Annotated in this window: 17 protein-coding genes; 8 read left to right on the forward strand and 9 right to left on the reverse strand. The window is 51.7% G+C overall.

Going from position 1 to position 20,464, the window contains the following annotated elements; all coding sequences use genetic code 11:
* Nucleotides 1-43: 43 nt before the first annotated feature.
* From glpC to glpA, 3 genes are read right to left on the reverse strand one after another with little or no spacing between them, the layout of a single operon-like run.
* Nucleotides 44-1,243 carry an anaerobic glycerol-3-phosphate dehydrogenase subunit GlpC gene (glpC, locus tag BN1044_RS20115; RefSeq protein WP_025798398.1) on the reverse strand — a complete coding sequence of 400 codons (1,200 nt, stop codon included), beginning with the start codon at nucleotides 1,241-1,243 and terminating at the stop codon, nucleotides 44-46.
* Nucleotides 1,240-2,511, reverse strand: a complete 1,272-nt coding sequence (glpB, locus tag BN1044_RS20120; RefSeq protein ID WP_072310166.1) for a glycerol-3-phosphate dehydrogenase subunit GlpB — start codon at nucleotides 2,509-2,511, stop codon at nucleotides 1,240-1,242. The genes glpC and glpB overlap by 4 nt, the downstream gene beginning before the upstream one ends.
* Nucleotides 2,501-4,156, reverse strand: a complete 1,656-nt coding sequence (gene glpA, locus BN1044_RS20125) for an anaerobic glycerol-3-phosphate dehydrogenase subunit A (protein WP_072310167.1) — start codon at nucleotides 4,154-4,156, stop codon at nucleotides 2,501-2,503. The genes glpB and glpA overlap by 11 nt, the downstream gene beginning before the upstream one ends.
* 447 nt (nucleotides 4,157-4,603) lie before the next feature.
* Here glpA and glpT point away from each other — a divergent pair, with 447 nt between their 5' ends.
* The 8 genes from glpT to kch all read left to right on the forward strand — a co-directional run bounded on the left by glpT (nucleotide 4,604) and on the right by kch (nucleotide 14,825).
* Nucleotides 4,604-5,959 carry a glycerol-3-phosphate transporter gene (gene glpT, locus BN1044_RS20130; protein WP_025798404.1) on the forward strand — a complete coding sequence of 452 codons (1,356 nt, stop codon included), beginning with the start codon at nucleotides 4,604-4,606 and terminating at the stop codon, nucleotides 5,957-5,959.
* A gap of 100 nt (nucleotides 5,960-6,059) precedes the next feature.
* Nucleotides 6,060-7,112 carry a glycerophosphodiester phosphodiesterase gene (glpQ, locus tag BN1044_RS20135; protein ID WP_432612995.1) on the forward strand — a complete coding sequence of 351 codons (1,053 nt, stop codon included), beginning with the start codon at nucleotides 6,060-6,062 and terminating at the stop codon, nucleotides 7,110-7,112.
* Between the two features lie 294 nt (nucleotides 7,113-7,406).
* The gene (locus BN1044_RS20140) at nucleotides 7,407-7,685 is read left to right on the forward strand and encodes a YdgH/BhsA/McbA family protein (RefSeq protein WP_025798408.1); all 279 of its coding nucleotides are present in this window, start codon (nucleotides 7,407-7,409) and stop codon (nucleotides 7,683-7,685) included.
* 118 nt (nucleotides 7,686-7,803) lie between these two features.
* Nucleotides 7,804-8,415: a glutathione S-transferase gene (locus BN1044_RS20145; RefSeq protein ID WP_072310169.1), complete on the forward strand. Its 612-nt coding sequence runs from the start codon at nucleotides 7,804-7,806 to the stop codon at nucleotides 8,413-8,415.
* Between the two features lie 71 nt (nucleotides 8,416-8,486).
* A complete protein-coding gene (gene selA / locus BN1044_RS20150; protein ID WP_072310170.1) occupies nucleotides 8,487-9,890 on the forward strand; it encodes an L-seryl-tRNA(Sec) selenium transferase in 1,404 nt (467 codons plus the stop codon).
* The gene (gene selB, locus BN1044_RS20155) at nucleotides 9,887-11,755 is read left to right on the forward strand and encodes a selenocysteine-specific translation elongation factor (protein WP_072310171.1); all 1,869 of its coding nucleotides are present in this window, start codon (nucleotides 9,887-9,889) and stop codon (nucleotides 11,753-11,755) included. The genes selA and selB overlap by 4 nt, the downstream gene beginning before the upstream one ends.
* Before the next feature lie 202 nt (nucleotides 11,756-11,957).
* Entirely contained in the window at nucleotides 11,958-13,493 is a 1,536-nt protein-coding gene (gene exaC / locus BN1044_RS20160) for an acetaldehyde dehydrogenase ExaC (RefSeq protein WP_072310172.1), read from the forward strand.
* 147 nt (nucleotides 13,494-13,640) lie between these two features.
* Nucleotides 13,641-14,825 carry a voltage-gated potassium channel protein gene (gene kch, locus BN1044_RS20165; RefSeq protein WP_072310173.1) on the forward strand — a complete coding sequence of 395 codons (1,185 nt, stop codon included), beginning with the start codon at nucleotides 13,641-13,643 and terminating at the stop codon, nucleotides 14,823-14,825.
* A 74-nt stretch (nucleotides 14,826-14,899) separates the two neighbouring features.
* On the opposite strand, the gene ridA is transcribed toward kch, so the two are convergent.
* The 6 genes from ridA to aaeX all read right to left on the reverse strand — a co-directional run bounded on the left by ridA (nucleotide 14,900) and on the right by aaeX (nucleotide 20,388).
* Nucleotides 14,900-15,286 (reverse strand): 2-iminobutanoate/2-iminopropanoate deaminase, encoded by a 387-nt coding sequence (ridA, locus tag BN1044_RS20170; RefSeq protein WP_072310174.1) that lies wholly within the window; start codon nucleotides 15,284-15,286, stop codon nucleotides 14,900-14,902.
* Between the two features lie 138 nt (nucleotides 15,287-15,424).
* Complete coding sequence (gene pyrI / locus BN1044_RS20175) at nucleotides 15,425-15,889, reverse strand: aspartate carbamoyltransferase regulatory subunit (RefSeq protein WP_072310175.1); 465 nt, start codon at nucleotides 15,887-15,889, stop codon at nucleotides 15,425-15,427.
* A 14-nt stretch (nucleotides 15,890-15,903) separates the two neighbouring features.
* Nucleotides 15,904-16,839, reverse strand: a complete 936-nt coding sequence (gene pyrB, locus BN1044_RS20180) for an aspartate carbamoyltransferase (protein ID WP_072310176.1) — start codon at nucleotides 16,837-16,839, stop codon at nucleotides 15,904-15,906.
* 344 nt (nucleotides 16,840-17,183) lie between these two features.
* On the reverse strand, nucleotides 17,184-19,130 hold the full coding sequence (gene aaeB / locus BN1044_RS20185) for a p-hydroxybenzoic acid efflux pump subunit AaeB (protein ID WP_432612996.1): 1,947 nt from the start codon (nucleotides 19,128-19,130) through the stop codon (nucleotides 17,184-17,186).
* 111 nt (nucleotides 19,131-19,241) lie between these two features.
* Nucleotides 19,242-20,165 (reverse strand): p-hydroxybenzoic acid efflux pump subunit AaeA, encoded by a 924-nt coding sequence (aaeA, locus tag BN1044_RS20190; RefSeq protein WP_072310231.1) that lies wholly within the window; start codon nucleotides 20,163-20,165, stop codon nucleotides 19,242-19,244.
* Nucleotides 20,166-20,184: 19 nt separating this feature from the next.
* Nucleotides 20,185-20,388, reverse strand: a complete 204-nt coding sequence (gene aaeX / locus BN1044_RS20195) for a p-hydroxybenzoic acid efflux pump operon protein AaeX (RefSeq protein WP_004097177.1) — start codon at nucleotides 20,386-20,388, stop codon at nucleotides 20,185-20,187.
* Nucleotides 20,389-20,464 lie beyond the last annotated feature (76 nt).

The raw sequence follows: 20,464 nt of genomic DNA on the forward strand, positions 1-20,464 counted from the left end.
AACCTTCACTGATCTAACATATGCAGTTCTGCTGGGCGAAACCTTACCCCAACGCCCGCGCCAGCAACGAAATCGGATGCTCGCATTTCTTACTCGTCGACATCTCAATCTGCCACTTACAGGTTTCGCAATCCGTTACCACCAGATCCACCCCGCTCTCTTCGATCTGGCGGAATAACCCAGCGCCAATTCCCTGCGATGTTTCATAGTTCTCTTTCTTGAAACCATAAGTTCCCGCAATACCGCAGCATTGGGAATCCAGAACCGTCAGTTCCACGCCGGGGATCATTTGCAGCAGCGCCAGCGTATACGGCGTCCAGCCCATTTTTTCCATATGACACGGCGTGTGGTAAGCGATCTTCATCGGCGTCGATTTCAGCTTTAACTCACGCCCACCGTCTAATAATCGATAGAGATAACGCGTTGCCAGCTCAACGTGTTCACGCACCTGTGTGGTATCCACATCCAGCACGTGCGGATATTCATCACGGATGGTAAATGCACAGGTTGAGGAGGTTGCAACCACCGGAATACCTTTGCCAATCACGGCATCGGTCAAAGACTCTGCGTTAACCCGAGCCTGCTTTTTCGCCTGCTCGATAAATCCATTCGCAATCAGCGGTACGCCGCAGCATTTTTCGCGCTTCAACAGCTGCACGCCGATACCCATGGCGTTAAACACGCTGACCAAATCTTTGCCGAGCTGCGGATGGTTATAGTTAACGAAACAACCGTGGAAGAACGCCACCTGTTCGGCGAACTTAGCCTGTTCTGCGGCCTGTTTTTTGTACCAGTGACGGAATGTCCCCAGCGAATATTTCGGCAACTCGCGGCGATGGTCGATCTTCAGTGCTTTGTCTAACAGCTTGCGCACCGGTTTAAGACCGGTGGTCATATTCACAATCGGCGCGAACGGCGTTGATAGCGTCCCCATCAGATCGGTATGGCTGAGAATCGCATCACGCAGCGTTGGTTTATGCTGGCTATAATTCGCTTTAGCTCGTTGAATAATATCGCCAATTTTTACGTCTGACGGACAAGCAACCTCACAGCGTTTGCAGTTGGTACAGTATTTCAATGCATCATCATAAAGCAGAGGATCTTTCAAACGCAGGCGTTCACCGTCTGGCCCCGCCTGCTTTGGCCCTGGATAATTCGGGTTAACCTTCGCCACCGGACAATAGGTAGTGCACACCGTGCACTTAATGCAGTTTTCGAAGCTGTTATCTGCGAGCAGGTTCATAGCGCACCCTCCGCTTTTGCCAAAATATGTTCTGCCGCATGCAGCGCCGTTAGCATTGATACTCCTGCACCACAGCCTTGCTGAATAGGGTCGTATCCCCCTAGAACGGCACCAATCACCCGTAGATTACTCACTGCTTTACCACCTATCGTTGGGCGCAACTGCTCATCGGTACTCACACCAAACTGCAAATACGGCTGAGGCGCGAACATATTTTCAGTGCTCCAGCTAGCACGTTCGTTTTCACTAATAACGTCTAAGCCGAACACGGGCTCAGTAACACCGTTGAAATCAGCCTTGAGTCCATTGCTGAAGAAACTGCCGCTCGCCAGAACCACATTTTTTGCCCGTAAAGGAATATCGGTGTGATTACGCGTGTAAATTCTCGCCTCTTTACCCTCTTCCAGATCGGCTCTTAACACCGCATCACCGGGCATAATCACCCCGCCCAAGGCCTGAAAACGGCGGCGCAGCAGATGATGCAAACGCATTCCCAGCACCGATGGCGGCAGCGTTGGCAGTAGCAATAGCGGCACTCTTACCCGCGAACGTAAATGTTCTAATGCATCAGCTTGTTCCATACCCACGCAGGCAGGCATGATGATGGCATCCACCTGCTGGGCAAGGCGGTTAAGTTCGTCAATCAACAGCTGTTGGTTTTCAGGTAAATCCAGCACTCGCGCTATATTCACCGCGCGGAATTCACTTGGGTTATTGCGTAAACGATCTAACGCGGGCAGCGTGAGCTCCGCAATTTTGGTTTCCACGCCCTGCTCGGTTAACGAATTCGCTACCAAATGCGGCTGAAAATCGAGGAACCCTTCAATCCCGGCAACCAGCACGCGTTCCCACGGCAGCGGCTGATCCAATGCGCTCACCGGCACTTCGTTTGGGCTCAGCCACGTTGCTCTGCGCGTTCCCAACGGCGTAACACGTAAATGGTTTTGTTGGCAGCTTCCAACCAATGCCAGCCCGCTGCGCTCCAGTAAACGTTCAGATTCAGCCGCATAACGCACCACCGCATCATGGCCCATTAAGCTATAAGGATGCTGCGGCGCCTGAGCCGCCAAAGAGGCCAACGCGGCTAGCGGTTGCTCAACTGCGCTGCCGTCGGGCAGATGGCATAACAAATCCAGCGAACCAGAAGAAAAATGCAGCGCGCTTTGACCCGAACTTACAATGGCGCATTTTTGCCCAGCCTCGGCTAATCGAATACCGCACAATAGCCCTGCTAAACCGCCGCCAATCATTACCGTGTCAAATTTCATTATCATTCTCCTGAACGTCCTGATTCAGCGCGGGTGCTTCCATGCCGCATAAACCTTGGTAAACCCAAGCCGTAAATTCGCTTTCGCGCAGCGCGTCGCCCCACGCTATTGGACGCACGCCTTTCCAACGTTCATTAAGGAAATGAGAGAGCTGATCGATAGATTGCTTAGGCGTGGTAACTTTAAAACGATTAAGCAGACCCGCGGCGCGGCAGGCGCAAAGCTCGCCCTGACAGGTGCCCATGCCGACACGGGTACGTCGGCGTAAATCCACCAGATTATTCACCGTCAGAGAATCAACCGCATAGCGCACTTCCCCAGCGGTTACGGCTTCACATTCACATACCAAACTGTTGCTAAGACGATCGCCGGCCAGCATACGATCGGCGCGATCGCCATGGCGATAAACCGCCGAACCTCGGATCGTGGCAGGTAACGAAATCACCTTGCGCAGTGTCTCTTCAGCTGAATGTTGCGATCCCGGCAGTGCTTCGGTCGCCGTGGTACACGCAGTTGTAATACCGAGTTTCTCGCAGACTTTATCCGTGGCCCATTCCGCCATCAGACGATAGGTCATCAGCTTGCCGCCGGTGATCGTGATAAAGCCTTCCAGACCATCACGAACCGCATGATCCAGCAGCACAATGCCACGGCTCACGTTACGTCCGCTTGGGTCGTCATCGCTGGCAACCAACGGGCGCACACCCGCATAGGCGCGCAAAATTCGCGTTCTCGCCAATTTAGGCGAAAGCTTCTCGCCCTCACGGATCAAGATATCGACTTCTTCCGGCGTCACGATCATGTTGTCGATCTGATCGTAATCAATGTGCGTTGAGGTGGTGCCAATAAGCGAAATGGTATCGCCCGGAACCAAAATATCGGCATCGGCTGGCTTGCGGCAGCGGTTGATCACCATATTGTTGATGCGATGACCAAGGATCAACAGCGCGCCTTTGGCTGGGAACATACGTACCCGCAAATCGGCATACTCAGCAATATGCTGGCCCCAGATCCCTGCGGCATTCACCACGATTTGCGCATGAATCTCATAACTTTCACGCGATTTATGGTCGATTACGCGCACGCCGGTAATGCGATCGCCATGGCGTAATAATCCGCTCACTTCGTGATAGGTCAGCACCTGTGCGCCATGCTCGCGCGCATCTAACATATTGGCGGCGGTGAGGCGGAATGGGTCGACGGTGCCATCGGGCACGCGTACCGCGCCAATCAGAGCGGGGTTGGCCGCTGGCTCAAGGCGCAGCGCCTCTTTAGGGTCAATGGCCTGAGCATCAATGCCCGCCTTTTGGCAGGCTTCGATAAAACCAGATTGAAAACCCAAATCATCTTCAGGAAGCGTGATAAACAGGCCATCTGAGCGTTCAACGCAGTGACGGGCAATGCGCTTAAGAATTTTGTTTTCTTCAATACATTCACGCGCGGATTCGCCGTCGGTTACCGCATAACGCGCACCGCTGTGCAAAAGGCCGTGATTTCGTCCCGTTGCGCCAGTCGCAATGTCGTGACGCTCTAATAAAATACAACGCAGGCCGCGGCGTGCGCAGTCACGTGCAATCCCTGCACCGGTCGCACCGCCCCCGATGATGATGACATCAGTTTCTTGTGTCGCTGGGCTTTGTAGCATGTGTGGCTCCCGACCTTATTCACAACAATGAATGTACTGATAAATAATTGTGCTTATTAAGACATAACCCACACAGAAATTGTTTGATAAGGAGCAAATACGCGCACAAAACGAAAGTGATTAGCGCGTATTTCACCATTTTTGTGATCATTATCACTAGATACATATGATTTTTGGTTTCAAAAAATTAACTAACCGCTCAAAATCAGCATCGCATTCATAAAACTGTAACAATTTGCGCGATCTCTCACAGTAACGAAATGCGCGTTTGAATACTCTACGCTCGAAAAAGAAAATGGAATGACCACCACTAAACGGAAAATAGCGTAAGAAAACACCATTGCTGTTCTATTTTTTTGTTGGCACACAGCAAACCTTAACCGGGCTCACTGGGGAATCGGTTCAGGATACATATAAAGAAGAGAAAGCCATCGGAGGCATATCTACATGTTAAGTATTTTTAAACCCGCGGCGCACGCGAAGCGCTTGCCAGACGCACAGGTCGATCCGACCTATCGTCGTTTACGTTGGCAGATCTTCATGGGGATCTTCTTCGGATACGCCGCCTACTATCTGGTGCGTAAAAACTTTACGCTAGCAATGCCGTACCTTATCGAACAAGGTTTCTCTCGTGGCGATCTAGGCTTTGCCCTTTCAGGGATTTCAATCGCGTACGGCTTCTCGAAGTTCATTATGGGTTCCGTCTCTGACCGTTCGAACCCACGCGTGTTCTTACCTGCCGGCCTGATTCTGGCCGCCGCCGTGATGCTCTTTATGGGCTTTGTGCCATGGGCAACCTCCAGTATTGCAGTGATGTTCGTTCTGCTGTTCCTGTGTGGTTGGTTCCAAGGAATGGGATGGCCTCCATGTGGCCGTACCATGGTTCACTGGTGGTCACAGAAAGAGCGTGGCAGCATCGTTTCCGTGTGGAACTGTGCGCATAACGTCGGCGGCGGCCTGCCTCCACTGCTGTTCCTGTTGGGGATGGCGTGGTTTAACGACTGGCACGCTGCGCTGTATATGCCAGCCATCGCCGCCATTGTTGTTGCTCTGATTGCCTTCGGCCTGATGCGCGATACTCCGCAGTCTTGTGGTTTGCCACCGATTGAAGAGTATAAAAACGACTACCCGGATGATTACTCTGAGAAAGCCGAAGAAGAGCTGACCGCTAAGCAAATCTTCATGCAGTACGTGCTGCCGAACAAACTGCTGTGGTACATCGCTATCGCTAACGTGTTTGTTTATCTGCTGCGCTACGGCATTCTGGATTGGTCTCCAACCTATCTGAAAGAAGTGAAACACTTCGCGCTGGATAAATCCTCTTGGGCTTACTTCCTATATGAATATGCGGGTATCCCAGGCACCCTGCTGTGTGGCTGGATGTCGGATAAAGTGTTCCGCGGAAACCGTGGTGCCACCGGCGTGTTCTTCATGGTTCTGGTCACCATCGCCACCATCGTTTACTGGATGAACCCAGCGGGCAATCCAGGCGTCGATATGGCTTGTATGATTATCATCGGCTTCCTGATTTACGGCCCCGTGATGCTCATCGGCCTGCACGCCTTAGAGCTGGCACCGAAAAAAGCAGCGGGTACCGCAGCGGGCTTTACCGGTCTGTTCGGTTATCTGGGTGGTTCGGTTGCAGCGAGCGCCATCGTGGGTTACACAGTTGACTTCTTCGGCTGGGACGGCGGCTTTATGGTGATGATTGGCGGTAGCATCCTCGCCGTTATCCTGCTGTTAGTCGTGATGATCAACGAGAAAAAACATCACGAAGAAATCGCGGCAAACCGCGGAAACTAATCTTTAAAAAGTTTCACTAGGCCGTGTCGTTGCTTCCTGCGCCACGGCCTTTTTTATAAAAATAAGGAAAACCTCTATGACCCTACGACTAAACACCATCATGGCAGGATTGCTATTAAGCGGCACGCTGGCGATGAGCGCACAGGCCGCCGATAAAGTGGTTATTGCGCACCGTGGCGCGAGCGGCTATTTGCCTGAACATTCCCTACCTTCTAAGGCCATGGCTTATGCCCAAGGCGCAGATTTTCTCGAGCAGGATTTGGTGATGACCAAGGACGACAAATTAGTCGTTCTCCATGACCACTATTTGGATCGCGTGACCGATGTTGCCGACCGCTTCCCCGACCGCGCGCGTAAAGATGGGCGTTACTACGCGATTGATTTCACTCTTGATGAAATCAAATCGCTGAAATTCACCGAAGGTTTTGACATCAAAGACGGCAAGCGTGTGCAAAGCTACCCGGGCCGTTTCCCGATGGGCAAGTCTGATTTCCGCATCCACACCTTTGAAGAAGAGATCGAATTTGTCCAAGGGCTTAACCATTCAACGGGCAAAAACATCGGGATTTACCCAGAGATAAAAGCGCCTTGGTTCCACCAGCAAGAAGGCAAAGACATCTCCACCAAAGTGCTGCAGGTGCTGAAGCAATACGGCTACACCGGCAAGAACGACAATGTTTATCTGCAATGTTTCGATCCAAACGAGCTTAAGCGCATCAAAACCGAGTTAGAACCTAAGATGGGTATGGATCTCAAACTAGTTCAGCTGATGGCTTATACCGACTGGAATGAAACCTATGAGAAAAAACCAGACGGCACATGGGTGAACTACGACTACGACTGGATGTTTAAACCGGGTGCGATGAAGCAGATTGCGCAATATGCTGACGGCATTGGACCGGATTACCATATGCTGGTGGGTAAAGATGCCACCCAAGCTAATCCAAAGCTCACGGCGATGGTGACCGATGCTCACGCCGCGAAAATGGTGGTGCATCCCTATACCATTCGCGTTGACGCCTTGCCAAATTACGTTAGCAACGGCGATCAGCTTTACGATCTGATCTACAACAAAGCGGGCGTTGACGGCGTATTCACTGACTTCCCAGACAAGGGCGTTCAGTTCCTTGAGAAACAGGGACAACATAAATAATATTTACCTTTCACAGGGGGCTTTCGCCCCCTGCATAAACATCGTTTTCCTTTTATCACTATCAATCCTGAAAATATCCACTAAGCTTGAAGGGCAATTAAAAACCATCAGATTAATTTTTTTAATCATCGCCTTTAGGGTTTTCAAAAACTGAGTTCAGGATTGAAGCGGTTACCCTACGCCCACGTCCCTATATTCCATGCTGTAATACGTCGTAGATCCATCGTTTGAAGGATGAACCACTGGCTTTGTCGTTAAAGCTGGTAACTCACAAATAAAATCGAGGATAAAGATATGAACAAATACCTACTTGCTATTGCCGGTGCCTCTCTGCTCTCTTTCTCTGCATTTTCTAACGCGGCTGATGAAATCAAACATTCCGATATGGAGAAGTACACCAAAATCGGCGACGTCAGCGCAGAAGTGCGTGACGGCACCATGGATGACATCGTGAAAAAGCTGGAGAAAAAAGCCGAAGAGAAAGACGCTGACGCTTATCGCATTACCTCCGTTGGCACCGAAGGCATGGGGGATATTGCCCGCGGCACCGCCGAAATTTACAAGAAGAAGTAAATTATTCGCACCACCGGCCACTATTCCGTGGTCGGTTCTCACTTCCCTACCGTAACGTTTCTGCCATACTCATCCCAGTATCCTTTTATAAACTCGTTAGTGGATAAGGACAGGGACTATGAAACTCATTGGCAGCTATACCAGCCCCTACGTGCGCAAAATATTTGTTATGTTGTTGGAAAAAGGGCTGACATTTGAATTTGTTAACGACATTCCGTGGGAAAGCACCAGCCATGTCCCACACTATAATCCACTAGGGAAAATTCCCGCGCTCGTCGCCGCCGACGGTGAAATCTTTTATGACTCCCCCATCGTTGCCGAATACATCGATCTGTTAGACGCCACGCCAAAATTCGTACCAGAAGATCGCCAACAGGCGCTGCGTGTGCGCCAGTTAGAAGCGCTTTCTGACGGCATCTGCGACGCCGCAGTTCTGCTGGTTCAGGAAATGATGCGCCCAGCCGACAAACAGAATAGCGATTGGATTGTGCGCCAGCGCGGCAAAATCGATCGCGGCTTAGACGCTTTAGAACAACACGCGAAAGAAGGTAAGTGGCTCAACGGTGCACAGATGACGCTGGCAGATATTGCCACCGGGTGCTGTCTTGGCTATCTCAACTTTCGTCGGGTCGCGCCGAACTGGAGTTTGGAGCGCCCTGAGCTGGTTAAACTGGCGGAACGTTTGTTCCAACGTGAGAGCTTTACCCGCACAGAACCACCGGTAACCTGATACTCGCTGTATTCTTGGGCTCACTGCCTTTATCATATTCATTATTACGATGATAAAGGCGTGAGATCACCATGTCCGCAGACAGCCAGACTCTTTATAGCCAGCTCCCCTCCGTCGACACGCTGTTACGCGACGAAACCTTTCAACCTTTGTTGGAAAACTATGGCGCACAGCTCGTCACCCAAACCTTGCGCAGTCTGCAACAGCAGGCGCGAGACAGTATTCGCGTGCAGCAACAGCTTCCCGCATGGTGTGAAAACTGGGCTCTTGCAGTCGATCATCAGCTTTCGCTCAGCCAAAAAGACGCACTCCAGCAGGTCTTTAATCTGACGGGAACCGTATTACATACCAACTTAGGCCGCGCCCTGCTAGCAGAACAGGCTATCGACGCCAGCGTCATGGCAATGCGTCACTCCGTAACGCTGGAATACGATCTCGACGGTGCAGGCCGTGGCCATCGCGATCGCGCGATCGCCGACCGCCTGTGCGAATTAACCGGCGCGGAAGATGCCTGTATCGTTAACAACAATGCGGCTGCGGTGCTGCTAATGCTGGCCGCGCTGGCGAGCCATAAGCAGGTTATCGTTTCACGCGGCGAGCTGGTTGAGATTGGCGGCGCATTTCGTATTCCCGACGTCATGCTGCAGGCCGGATGCGAACTCACCGAAGTAGGTACCACCAACCGAACTCACCTCAAAGACTATCGTCAGGCCATCAACGAAAACACCGCGTTGCTGATGAAAGTACACACCAGCAATTATGCAATTCAAGGATTTACCTCCGCCGTAGAGGAAGCCGAGTTGGTGACGTTAGGCCGTGAAACGGGAGTCCCCGTTATTACCGATTTGGGCAGTGGTTCGCTGATTGACATGACCGCCTATGGCCTTCCCGCCGAGCCGATGCCGCAAAAGCTGATTGCCGACGGCGTAGACTTAGTCAGTTTTTCTGGCGATAAATTATTAGGTGGGCCGCAGGCCGGCATTATCGTGGGCAAACGTGAGCTGATTGAACAGTTGCAAAACCATCCGCTTAAGCGCGCGCTGCGCTGCGGTAAAATGACGCTGGCAGCGCTTGATGCCACGCTTCAGCTCTATCAACAACCCGATAAGCTCGCTCAGGCTTTGCCGACGCTGCGTCATATGACCCGCACCGAAGCTGAGATCCGCGCCTGCGCCGAACGCCTGTTACCGCCATTACAGCAGCGCTTCGCCAAGCAGTTTAACGTGAGCATCACGCCTTGCCAGTCGCAAATCGGCAGCGGATCGTTGCCGGTTGATCGCCTGCCAAGCATCGCAATCACCCTGATGCCGCACAGCGGTAAGGGCGGCGAACTGGAAGCACTGTCTCAGCAATGCCGCTCGCTATCATGCCCGGTGATTGGTCGCATCAGTGAAGGAAAACTGTGGCTCGATCTGCGCTGCTTGGAAGATGAAGAAGGACTTTTACACGCGTTATTACAGGAGTTACGTCCATGATTATTGCTACCGCTGGGCACGTTGACCACGGTAAGACCACGCTGTTACAGGCGCTGACGGGCGTGGATGCCGACCGTTTACCGGAAGAAAAACGCCGCGGTATGACCATCGATCTCGGCTACGCCTATCTGCCATTAGACGATGGCAACGTGCTGGGTTTTATCGACGTTCCCGGCCATGAAAAATTCCTCGCTAACATGTTGGCCGGCATTGGCGGCATCCCGCACGCCTTGCTAGTTGTAGCCTGCGACGATGGCGTTATGGCGCAAACACGCGAACACCTAACGCTGCTGCGATTAGCGGGCAAACCGGCATTAACCGTGGCGTTAACCAAAGCCGACCGCGCCGATAGCGCGCGTGTGGATGAAGTTCACCAGCAAGTCACTGACGTACTGCATGAAATGGGATGGTCAGATACGCCGATTTTTACCACGTCAGCCGCTCAGGGTGAGGGAATCGATGAGCTGCGCGCCCATCTTATTGCCTTAACCGAAACACCAGCGCATCTCGATCAACGCTTTCGTTTAGCGATCGACCGCGCTTTTAGCGTGAAAGGCGCGGGTTTAGTAGTTACCGGAACGGCGCTCGCAGGTCGCGTAAAAGTGGGTGAAAACCTCTGGCTAACCGGTTGTGATAGACCCGTGCGCGTGCGCGGCATTCATGCCCAGAACCAACCGTCTGAACATGCCCATGCGGGTCAGCGTATTGCGCTAAACCTCAGCGGCGACGTCAGCAAAGAACAGATCGGGCGCGGTGATTGGCTGTTGGCACAGCGCCCTTCAGAAACGGCCAGCACGCGTATTTTAGTCGCGCTGGATCTCATCGCGCCCATCCAACATTGGCAGCCATTACATCTGCATCATGCCGCGAGCCACATTACGGGCCGTATCTCGTTATTGGATGAACAGGCTCCGATGGAAGGCGTTCAGCTGGCTGAGCTGGTGCTCGATAGCCCATTGTGGCTGGTGGAAAACGATACCCTGATCATGCGTGATATTTCAGCACGCAGCACGCTGGGCTCAGCTCGAGTATTGCAAACCACCTCACCGCGCCGTGGTAAACGTCTACCTGCATTTTTAGATTGGCTCAAGCAGCTCGCCAATGCCCAAAGTGATGCCGATGTATTGGCATTACGTCTGCCTAAAGGCACGCTTTCCATTCCTCAGTTCGCCTGGGAGCGCCAGCTCACGGCAGAACGTTGCAGCGAACTTTTCCATGCCGATAATCTGCTGGTGGTGGGCGACTACGCGTTATCACGCGAAATAGCGGAGCGCTTCCAACAGCGCTTGTTAGACACCTTGGCACTGTTCCACGAGCAGCATAACGATCAGATGGGCGTTGGTCGCGCGCGCCTGCGCCGTATGGCATTGCCCGTCGAACCCGAATCGCTGGTGTTTGCCCTCATCAATCATCTGCTGGCGAATCAGCAAATCGTCAACAGCCGCGGCTGGCTGCATCTGCCACAGCATGGTTTAAGCATGAGCGACGCCCAGCAGGCGTTATGGGAGCGTACGCAGCCATTGATTCAGGATGCACCGTGGTGGGTGCGCGATCTGGCCAATGAAGTGAAAGCCGAAGAAAATGAAATGCGGCAGTTATTGCGTCAGGCGGCATTGCTTGGCTACATCACCGCCGTGGTCAAAGATCGTTACTATCGCACCGAGCGTATGCACCAGTTTGCCGATTTGATCCGCGCCATGGATGCCACACAGGGCAGCACTTCCGCCGCGGACTTCCGCGATCGTCTAGGGGTGGGGCGCAAGCTAGCGATCCAAATTCTGGAGTTTTTTGATCGCAGCGGCTTCACTCGCCGCCGTGGAAACGATCATCTGCTGCGAGATAGCGCGCTGTTCAAAGACGATTAACGATCTATCACGGCTTTTTGGTGCGCATTTGCGCACCAAACTGTGATCCCTTCCGAATAAATACGCCCTCTTTGTCCCTGATATATTCAGCCACGCTACGCTTATAGAGCAATACAAATACCCGCCATACTTCAAGCAGCTTGGAGTATGGCCGGTATAGACGTTTCACTGTATCTGACATCATGGACTCAAGGAGACAGTAATGACGAATCACGCTCTTGATATTCTCACTCCCGGTAGCGGCAACTCTCCCCTCAAACTCAAAACACGTTACGACAACTTTATCGGCGGAAAATGGGTGCCACCCGTTGAAGGAGAATATTTTTCTAACCTGACCCCTGTTACCGGACAAGCACTTTGTGAAGTGGCCAGCTCCAGTAAAAAAGACGTGGATTTAGCGCTCGACGCCGCCCACGCAGCCAAAGATGCCTGGGGGAAAACATCGGTACAGCAACGCGCCAGCGTGCTGTTTAAGATTGCTGACCGCATGGAGCAAAATCTAGAACTGCTGGCTCACGCTGAAACATGGGATAACGGCAAACCGATCCGTGAAACCCTAAACGCCGACGTTCCGCTTGCTATCGACCACTTCCGTTACTTTGCCTCCTGCATTCGCGCTCAGGAAGGGGGTATCAGCGAAATTGACAGTGAAACGGTGGCCTATCATTTTCATGAGCCGCTTGGCGTCGTGGGGCAAATCATTCCGTGGAACTTCCCCCTGCTGATGGCCTGCTGGAAAATGGCGCCAGCGCTGGCGGCAGGCAACTGCATCGTACTCAAACCCGCTAAGCTAACGCCGATGTCTGTGCTGATCATGATGGAGCTGATCGGCGATTTGCTGCCAGAAGGCGTGCTCAACGTGGTAAACGGTGCCGGTGGAGAAATTGGCGAATACCTCGCCACCTCACCGCGCATTGCCAAAGTGGCGTTTACCGGCTCCACGGAAGTGGGTCAGCAAATAATGGGCTACGCGGCGAAAAACGTGATCCCCGTTACGCTTGAACTGGGCGGAAAATCGCCCAATATTTTCTTCGCCGACGTGATGGACAAAGAAGACTCCTTCTTTGATAAAGCGCTGGAAGGGTTTGCCATGTTTGCCTTTAACCAAGGCGAAGTCTGTACCTGCCCAAGCCGCGCGCTGGTGCAGGAATCGATCTACGAACGCTTTATGGAGCGCGCGATTAAACGAGTGGAATCCATTCGCTCGGGTAACCCGCTTGATAGCAATACCCAGATGGGCGCTCAGGTCTCCTCAGGTCAAATGGATACCATTTTAAAATACATCGAGATTGGTAAAAAAGAGGGCGCTCGCGTACTGACCGGCGGCGGCAAACGCCTCTTAGAGGGCGGACTAGGCAGCGGATATTATTTAGAGCCCACCATTCTGTTTGGTAAAAACAGCATGCGCGTTTTCCAAGAAGAGATTTTTGGCCCAGTACTGGCCGTCACAACGTTCAAAAATCAGGCGGAAGCGCTTGAGCTGGCTAACGATACCGACTACGGCCTCGGTGCTGGCGTATGGACGCGTAACGGTACCGTCGCTTATCAGATGGGCCGCGGAATTCAGGCTGGCCGCGTGTGGACAAACTGCTACCACGCCTATCCGGCACATGCCGCATTCGGTGGCTATAAACAGTCTGGCATCGGGCGTGAAACCCACAAAATGATGTTGGAGCATTATCAGCAAACGAAATGCATGCTGGTTAGCTACAGCGAAAAACCACAAGGGTTCTTCTGATACGAAAAGGTATTAGGTTAATAAACCTTATTTTCCCTCTCCCCTTTATCGGGGAGAGTTAAACTGGCAAGCAACGCGCCCAGACTCAAACTGTTCATCACTGGCGTTTCGCGCTACACTTTTTTTATTTGAATCAGTCCCTTTGCCGTGAAAAAACTATTCCACAGATTCATATCTTTGTTTAAACCGCACTGGTGTCTGGCCGTGTTGGTGGCCGCGTATGGCTATCTCTTCATGCGTCCGGTGATGCTGAGAGCGTTTGACTATGTGCCAAACGCCATCAGTTCGTTCAGCTCATGGAAAGAGACGCTTTCTGTTACTGGCCTACTTGAAATTCCGCAGTTTGTGCTTGGGTTCGGCTTAATTCTCATGGCGTTCGGGCTGCTATTGCGCGCGCGCGTGGCATGGGCATTCTCGTTACTATTGTTATTCGTTACCGGCCTACTCAGCTTTCTTTCACCTCAGGAAATGCTGAATCTATTTCTCTACGCTGTCATATTGCTGGTTTTACTCATCGCCTATTGGCGGCGCTTTGACCACGCCAGCTTGGCCGCCGGTGGTCTATTTGCGTTAGTCAGCTTTGCGTCTTTACTGCTGTATGCCGTTTTTGGTTCGCTCTATTTGGGTGGCGAATTTGTTCCACCTATTTTAGATATGCCAACGGCGTTCTATTTCTCGGTAGTCAGTATGTCAACGGTAGGCTTTGGCGATATTGTTCCTCATACGGCAACCGCTCGGCTATTTACCGTCTCCGTTATCGTTATGGGGATTACCGTATTTGCGACGTCAATCAGTGCCATTATTGGGCCGGTGATTGGCGGTAATTTAAAACGATTGGTGAAAGGCAGGATTTCTCACGTGATGCGTAAAAATCACTTTATTATCGCGGGTGCCACTCCGCTAGCATTGAGCGTTTATCTCGGGCTTAAACAGCGCGGAGACGCACTGACCGTCATCGTGCCACCCAATGTTTCCCATGAATATCCACCGGATACAGACCTGATCATCGGCGACCCATCTAATGCCCAAGTGCTGATCGAAGCCGGTGCGGCGAAGGCAAAATTCATTCTGGCGCTGCGTGACGATGATGCAGAAAACGCGTTTATCGTGCTGGCGGCAAAAGAAGTCGCCAATGCCAACACCAAAACTATTTCGGTAGTTAATGCCAGCAAACACCTGCAGAAAATTAAGCGCGTGCAGCCTGATATGGTGTTCTCGCTTCAGCTACTCGGCAGTGAATTACTGGTTCGCACGCTGAGCGGTGAGCCCATCGATGATAAATTAATTACCGAACTCTTCTTCGGCAATACGTCGTCAGTGAAAGACGCTTAACCTCAATTTGTTACCGCGCTAAAAACAAAACAGGCCAGCAAATGCTGGCCTGTATAGCATTGATAACCGAACGATTAGCGACGCACTGCGATCGCTTCGATTTCAATTTTCACGTCTTTAGGCAGACGCGCAACTTCAACGCATGAACGCGCAGGGAACGGCGCATTATGCTCAGTGAAGAATGCTTCGTAGATCGCGTTAACGGTCGCAAAGTCGTTCAAATCTTTAACGAAAACGGTTGTTTTCACAATATCTGATACTTTCAGACCAGCAGCTTCAACGATAGCCTGCACGTTTTCCAGAGACTGGCGCGCCTGCGCGGAAATGTCTTCAGCAACCTGGCCATTCTTCGGGTTCACTGGGATCTGACCAGAAGTGATGATCATGCTACCCAGATCAACGCCCTGAACATAAGGGCCGATTGCGGCAGGTGCGTTCTCTGTACTGATGATGCGTGACATATCTGCTCCTATAGGATTTCGGATGTATGATGAACATTAAGCATAAATTCGCCACCATTATAGGGAAGCGGCCTACTAAAACCCACCCGCCGCCTCGCAATCCCGAGTTAAATCTGGAAATTAGTATTGAGCTTTAATCTAAAACCCCTGCATCACGGCATGATGTTCAAACTCTTTTTCACAGTACTTACACTTCAATAACACTTCATCTTGGCGCACGCGAACTTTAAAGCTGGAAGACACCGGTTCGCTACGGCTAATGCAGTTGCTGTTTGGGCAGTCCAGCACGTGGTCAATCTGCTCTGGCAGCGTTGGCGTGAGTTTGAGAACCACTTCGTAGTTATCGATACGGTTTACCGTCGCTTTAGGCGCATAAATCGAAAGTTGGTTGACCTGTTCTTCGGTCAAAAAGACGTTTTCGATTTTAATCAGGTCTTTACGCCCCTGCGCATTTGAAGGCAGGTTTAAGCCGATAGTAATGCGCTGATCTGTCTCGGTGAGTTTGAACAACGTTAAGAGTTTGAAGCCGACCTGCGCTGGGATATGGTCAATCACCGTGCCACGTTTAATCGCTTCTACCTGTAATTTATTATCGTGTGTCATTTTAGCGTCCTCGATTAAAAGTTCAGTTCAGCATTCAAAACCAGAGCCAACAAAGCCTGACGAGCAAAAATGCCGTTTCCTGCCTGCTGGAAATAATAGGCATACGGCGTTTTATCTACGTCGTTGGTGATTTCATCAATACGCGGCAGAGGATGCAGCACTTTCATGTTGTCACGAGCGCCTTCTAAGGAAGCGGCGCGCAGCACAAACTGAGACTTCACGTTGGCGTATTCAGACGGGTCCAAGCGCTCTTTCTGTACGCGGGTCATGTACAGAATATCCAGTTCCGGTATCACCTCTTCGATACTGGTATGCAGGCTGTATTGAATGCCTTTTTCATCCAGCATCTTCAAGATATACGCCGGCATCGCCAAGGCATCTGGCGCGATGAAATAGAAGCGATTTCCTTCAAACTTCGCCAGCGCCTGAGTTAATGAGTGCACGGTGCGGCCATATTTCAAGTCACCAACCATCGCAATATTGATATTATTCAAACGTCCCTGCGTTTCCTGAATCGTAAACAGGTCGAGCAGCGTTTGGGTTGGGTGTTGGTTCGAACCATCGCCCGCGTTAACGACCGGAATCGAACCACAAAACTCAGTGGCTAATCGCGCAGCGCCTTCCTGCGGATGGCGCATCACAATGGCGTCCACGTAGGTGCTGATTACCGAGATGGTATCCGCCAGCGTCTCACCCTTCTTACCCAGCGACGTATTGCTGCTGTCGGAGAAACCGACGACCGAAGCGCCAAGGCGATGCATCGAGGTTTCGAAAGAGAGACGGGTACGCGTTGAGGCCTCGAAAAACATGCTGGCAATCACTTTGTGTTTCAACAATTCTGGCTGCGGATTCGCCTTCAGGCTTGCAGCAGTACGTAATACCAGCTCCAGTTCCTCACGATTCAGATCTTTTATGGAGATGATATCTTTGTTATACAACGGATTAGCCATTTCTTGTTCTCCTGTTTTTCGCGCCCGCTGGCCGGGGCTACTGGATGTTTAAAATGTAATCAACCCGATCGCTGGGCAAAAAAAAGCCCCTCATTGAGGGGCGATTAACGATCGTTTTAGCAACGGAAGAAAAAAACGGTGGCAGCCGCCTTGTTCAGGCAGGGCGTCTAGTCGACAAGCGACCCAAACAGCACTGATAGCCACAACGTTTTTCATGCAGTCTCCCGGCAAATTGTCGGGCATTATACTCACCCGCAGCGATGCTGCAAGCGCTAAATCACGATTTTTATGATCCTACGCAAACGATTTCTTTTCCTAAGCCCTATTCACCGCATGCTTAGGATTTAATCAATTAGCGCATGCTGGTATTTCTCCAACATGGTCGATAGCCGTTTGACCGGGATCGTAACTGTGTACGGTGCCTGATAGTGAACTAAGCGTTCCTGATACTGATTCAGTTCGTCTAACAAGCGGAAAAAGTATCCTCTTCGCTTGCTATCGCCACCGGCTGAAATGACCTTATTGGCGGTGGCTCGTATCTGTTTATGGAAGTCTGACAGCTCTTGGTTGACCGGAATCTGCGCATTGCGTAAACGCTGGTGGGCGATGATTAACGTCAGCGCCAAACGGTATTTAGCGATGTCATTCGGGAACAGATTCAACAGCTGAAAGAGCTGTTGATACAGCGCCGGTAAATGGTTTTCATTGCGCCTAGCCTGATTGGTGGTTAACGCGGATACCGCGCTGTACACAAAGCCATTGAGTAATGCGCGCCCTGTCCGAGCTTTAGAACGGTCGCGGATCAAGAACAGCACAATCATCGCCACAAAGCAGCCGATGATCTGGCCAATCGCGTTGTCCAAAAAGCTGCTGACCGGAAACGTCATCGGGTTGCTTAACACCATAATGTTAATCGTCGAAGCCAAGGTCCCCAGCGATCCCAAACGGCGTTTTTGCACTTCCAAACCGATAACAAACGCCATCAGCCCCAAACTGATACACAGCAACAGCATGCTTTGCTGCGTGGCGGGAAGGATCAGCATGTAAAACAACGCACCGATCGGCAGCGCCATAATCGTGCCTAACAGGAAATCAATCGATGCCATGCGTGGGTTCGGCGTGCGCATCGCCAGCGCGGTCACCACGGCAATCATAACCATACAGCCACTGCCGGATGTCCAACCTGTCCACAGCCAGAACAGCGCACCAATGGACGTGGCTGCCCACGTACGTAAACCGTTGATCATCGCGTGATGACGCTCTGCGGAGGCGGGTTTCACCACATACTCGCCTTCGAGAATATTTTCTTCAACCGAACTAATACTGCTGTTGGTATGCACCCCTTTCGCCAATAACAGGTAGCGCGTAGCGGCGCCAATCCAGCTGCTGATGGTTAGCGGCACCGAGTCCGTGGGCTGCATCGATAATAGCTGACGCAGCTGTTTCATTCGCTTGTGAACATCACCGATAGTTTCTACCGGCTCAAGGATCAGAACCTGCATTTCACTGGGAATACGTTCTGGCGCATTTGAGCTGATAAAGAAGGTTTCACAGGCCTGCGTGATCAGCGTTAAAGAAACGGTGTTCAACGCCTTCAGGCGGCGGTTTACGCGTACCCAACGGGTGGATTCCAACATCAGATTGCTGCGCATCCCATTGAGCGCATTGGTGCCTTTTACTAAATCGTTCCACGATTTATCCAGCACTTCTCGCTCGTCAGGGCGAACGCACATTTGCAGTAGCCGGAATTGATCGACGATCAGCGAACTCACCACGCGGTCAATATCACTTTTAATTGAGCGTGGCGAAAAGATAATGTCGGCCAGTACCGCACACACGATACCTAATACGATTTCACTACAGCGCTCAACCGCATACAGCGGGCTCAACAAGGGTTCGGTTGCCGTTGTCACCACGATAATAAGCGCGGTATAGCCTGCTAAGCCAAAGGCATAAGAGTTCTCCACGCGCACCAGCGAAGAGATCCAGGTACAAAAGCCTGCCCATGCGCAGCACAGGAGCATCATCACCAGCGGCGCACGGATGAACAGCATCATGATCAGCAAACCGCCAATCGAGCCAATAAATGTTCCGATAATACGTAGCCAACCACGGTGGCGAATGGCCCCAGAGAAAGGCTCGCCCCCAGCGGCAAACGCCGGACCTGCGGCTACAATAGCCGCGGTTAAAACCGACCAGCGCGGAGTTTCAAGTTGCAAATGAAAGCCAAGAAACAGCGCCAGCACGATAGCAAATGCTAACTTACAGGCAAAACGTAAGCGCAAAAACATGCCACCATTATTCATCATTGCCTCTGTCTGCGCTAAAAAGTGATAGGAATTTGCACGTTAACGTGCGTGCAAACCCCAAGTGAAAGTCAGTGAAAATATCGTTGAAAGGGCTTAACCAAATTCACGCAGACGATGTAGCAACTGCACAATCGGCGATGACGATTTACGCTCAACGTCTTGCTGGTTGCTCACCACCACGGTGGCGGTTGTCCCAGCCGGATAAGGCGTCTCTTGCTCTTTGTTATCAAGCAGGATTTTTACCGGAACGCGCTGTGCCAAACGAACCCATTCAAGGTTAGAGTCAACGGTCGCCAAGCCTTTGCTATCCGCCGTAGAGCTTTTGTTGTTCACCCCTGCGGATACGCTATCTACGGTGCCATACAGAATACGGTTACTGCCCAGCGGCGTAATCTCCACGCGATCGCCGCGCTGGATGCCGTCGAGTTTGGTTTCTTCCATGTAGGCCAGAATGTAGAAGGTGCCTTTTTTCACCAGCGCGACCGCCGTAGCGCCACGGTTAATAAATTCTCCCTGATGCACGTTGAGGTTGGTTACCCAGCCATCGGCCGGAGCACGCACCACGGTACGTTCTAGATCCAGTTTTGCCAGATCGCGCGTCGACTGCGCTTTTGCCAGCTGCTGACGCACCGTTGCCAGTACGTTGCTTGACTGATCAATCTCTTCTTGGGACATCGCCTGAACGCCTAAACGGACACGACGCCCAGCCTCTTTCGCTTTTTCACTGACCAGAGTTTGGTAGTAGCGCACATCGGCCTCAGCCTGATTTAGCGCTTCTTGATAACGCGGCTGATCGATAACAAACAGAATCTGCCCTTTCTTCACCAGTTGGTTATCGCGAATAGGAACGTCCGATAGCAGGCCGCTGACGTCTGGCGCAATGGCAACCACGTCGGCGGTAAATTTGGCATCACGCGTCCAGGGGGATTCGGTATAAAAAGCCCATGCTTTAAACACGGCAATTGCCGCGACTATCACGATGATCACGGTGATAGCGATGCGGGTCATTTTTATCATAATTTGATTCACAGTGACCTCAGACAAATAAGCAGGTAATCAAGTAGAACAAACAGCAGTACAACGCGGTATTAAACAACGCCGGATGCCAAACAAAATCGTAGATCCCCGTCGGCTGTAATACCCGCCGGAACAGTAAAAACAGCAGCAAAGCCACCAGCAGTTCAAAAAACACCGGTGGAAAGGACAGGCCAAAAACGACCATTACCGGTAGCAGCCCCATAATTCTCTCCACTCAAATAATATTTAGCCTAGCTCGACGCGGCGTTCTTCGTTGGCTGCATAGCGCCACGAACGAT

Origin of the sequence: Hafnia alvei, assembly GCF_900095695.1 — a bacterium.
Classification (GTDB): domain Bacteria; phylum Pseudomonadota; class Gammaproteobacteria; order Enterobacterales; family Enterobacteriaceae; genus Hafnia; species Hafnia alvei_B.

Excerpts from the sequence above, each read along its gene's own strand:
- glpC (WP_025798398.1), bottom strand. The coding sequence starts at position 1,243 with ATGAACCTGCTCGCAGATAACAGCTTCGAAAACTGCATTAAGTGCACG.
- glpB (WP_072310166.1), bottom strand. The coding sequence starts at position 2,511 with ATGAAATTTGACACGGTAATGATTGGCGGCGGTTTAGCAGGGCTATTG.
- glpA (WP_072310167.1), bottom strand. The coding sequence starts at position 4,156 with ATGCTACAAAGCCCAGCGACACAAGAAACTGATGTCATCATCATCGGG.
- glpT (WP_025798404.1), top strand. The coding sequence starts at position 4,604 with ATGTTAAGTATTTTTAAACCCGCGGCGCACGCGAAGCGCTTGCCAGAC.
- glpQ (WP_432612995.1), top strand. The coding sequence starts at position 6,060 with ATGGCAGGATTGCTATTAAGCGGCACGCTGGCGATGAGCGCACAGGCC.
- BN1044_RS20140 (WP_025798408.1), top strand. The coding sequence starts at position 7,407 with ATGAACAAATACCTACTTGCTATTGCCGGTGCCTCTCTGCTCTCTTTC.
- BN1044_RS20145 (WP_072310169.1), top strand. The coding sequence starts at position 7,804 with ATGAAACTCATTGGCAGCTATACCAGCCCCTACGTGCGCAAAATATTT.
- selA (WP_072310170.1), top strand. The coding sequence starts at position 8,487 with ATGTCCGCAGACAGCCAGACTCTTTATAGCCAGCTCCCCTCCGTCGAC.
- selB (WP_072310171.1), top strand. The coding sequence starts at position 9,887 with ATGATTATTGCTACCGCTGGGCACGTTGACCACGGTAAGACCACGCTG.
- exaC (WP_072310172.1), top strand. The coding sequence starts at position 11,958 with ATGACGAATCACGCTCTTGATATTCTCACTCCCGGTAGCGGCAACTCT.
- ridA (WP_072310174.1), bottom strand. The coding sequence starts at position 15,286 with ATGTCACGCATCATCAGTACAGAGAACGCACCTGCCGCAATCGGCCCT.
- pyrI (WP_072310175.1), bottom strand. The coding sequence starts at position 15,889 with ATGACACACGATAATAAATTACAGGTAGAAGCGATTAAACGTGGCACG.
- pyrB (WP_072310176.1), bottom strand. The coding sequence starts at position 16,839 with ATGGCTAATCCGTTGTATAACAAAGATATCATCTCCATAAAAGATCTG.
- aaeB (WP_432612996.1), bottom strand. The coding sequence starts at position 19,130 with ATGTTTTTGCGCTTACGTTTTGCCTGTAAGTTAGCATTTGCTATCGTG.
- aaeA (WP_072310231.1), bottom strand. The coding sequence starts at position 20,165 with ATGATAAAAATGACCCGCATCGCTATCACCGTGATCATCGTGATAGTC.
- aaeX (WP_004097177.1), bottom strand. The coding sequence starts at position 20,388 with ATGGGGCTGCTACCGGTAATGGTCGTTTTTGGCCTGTCCTTTCCACCG.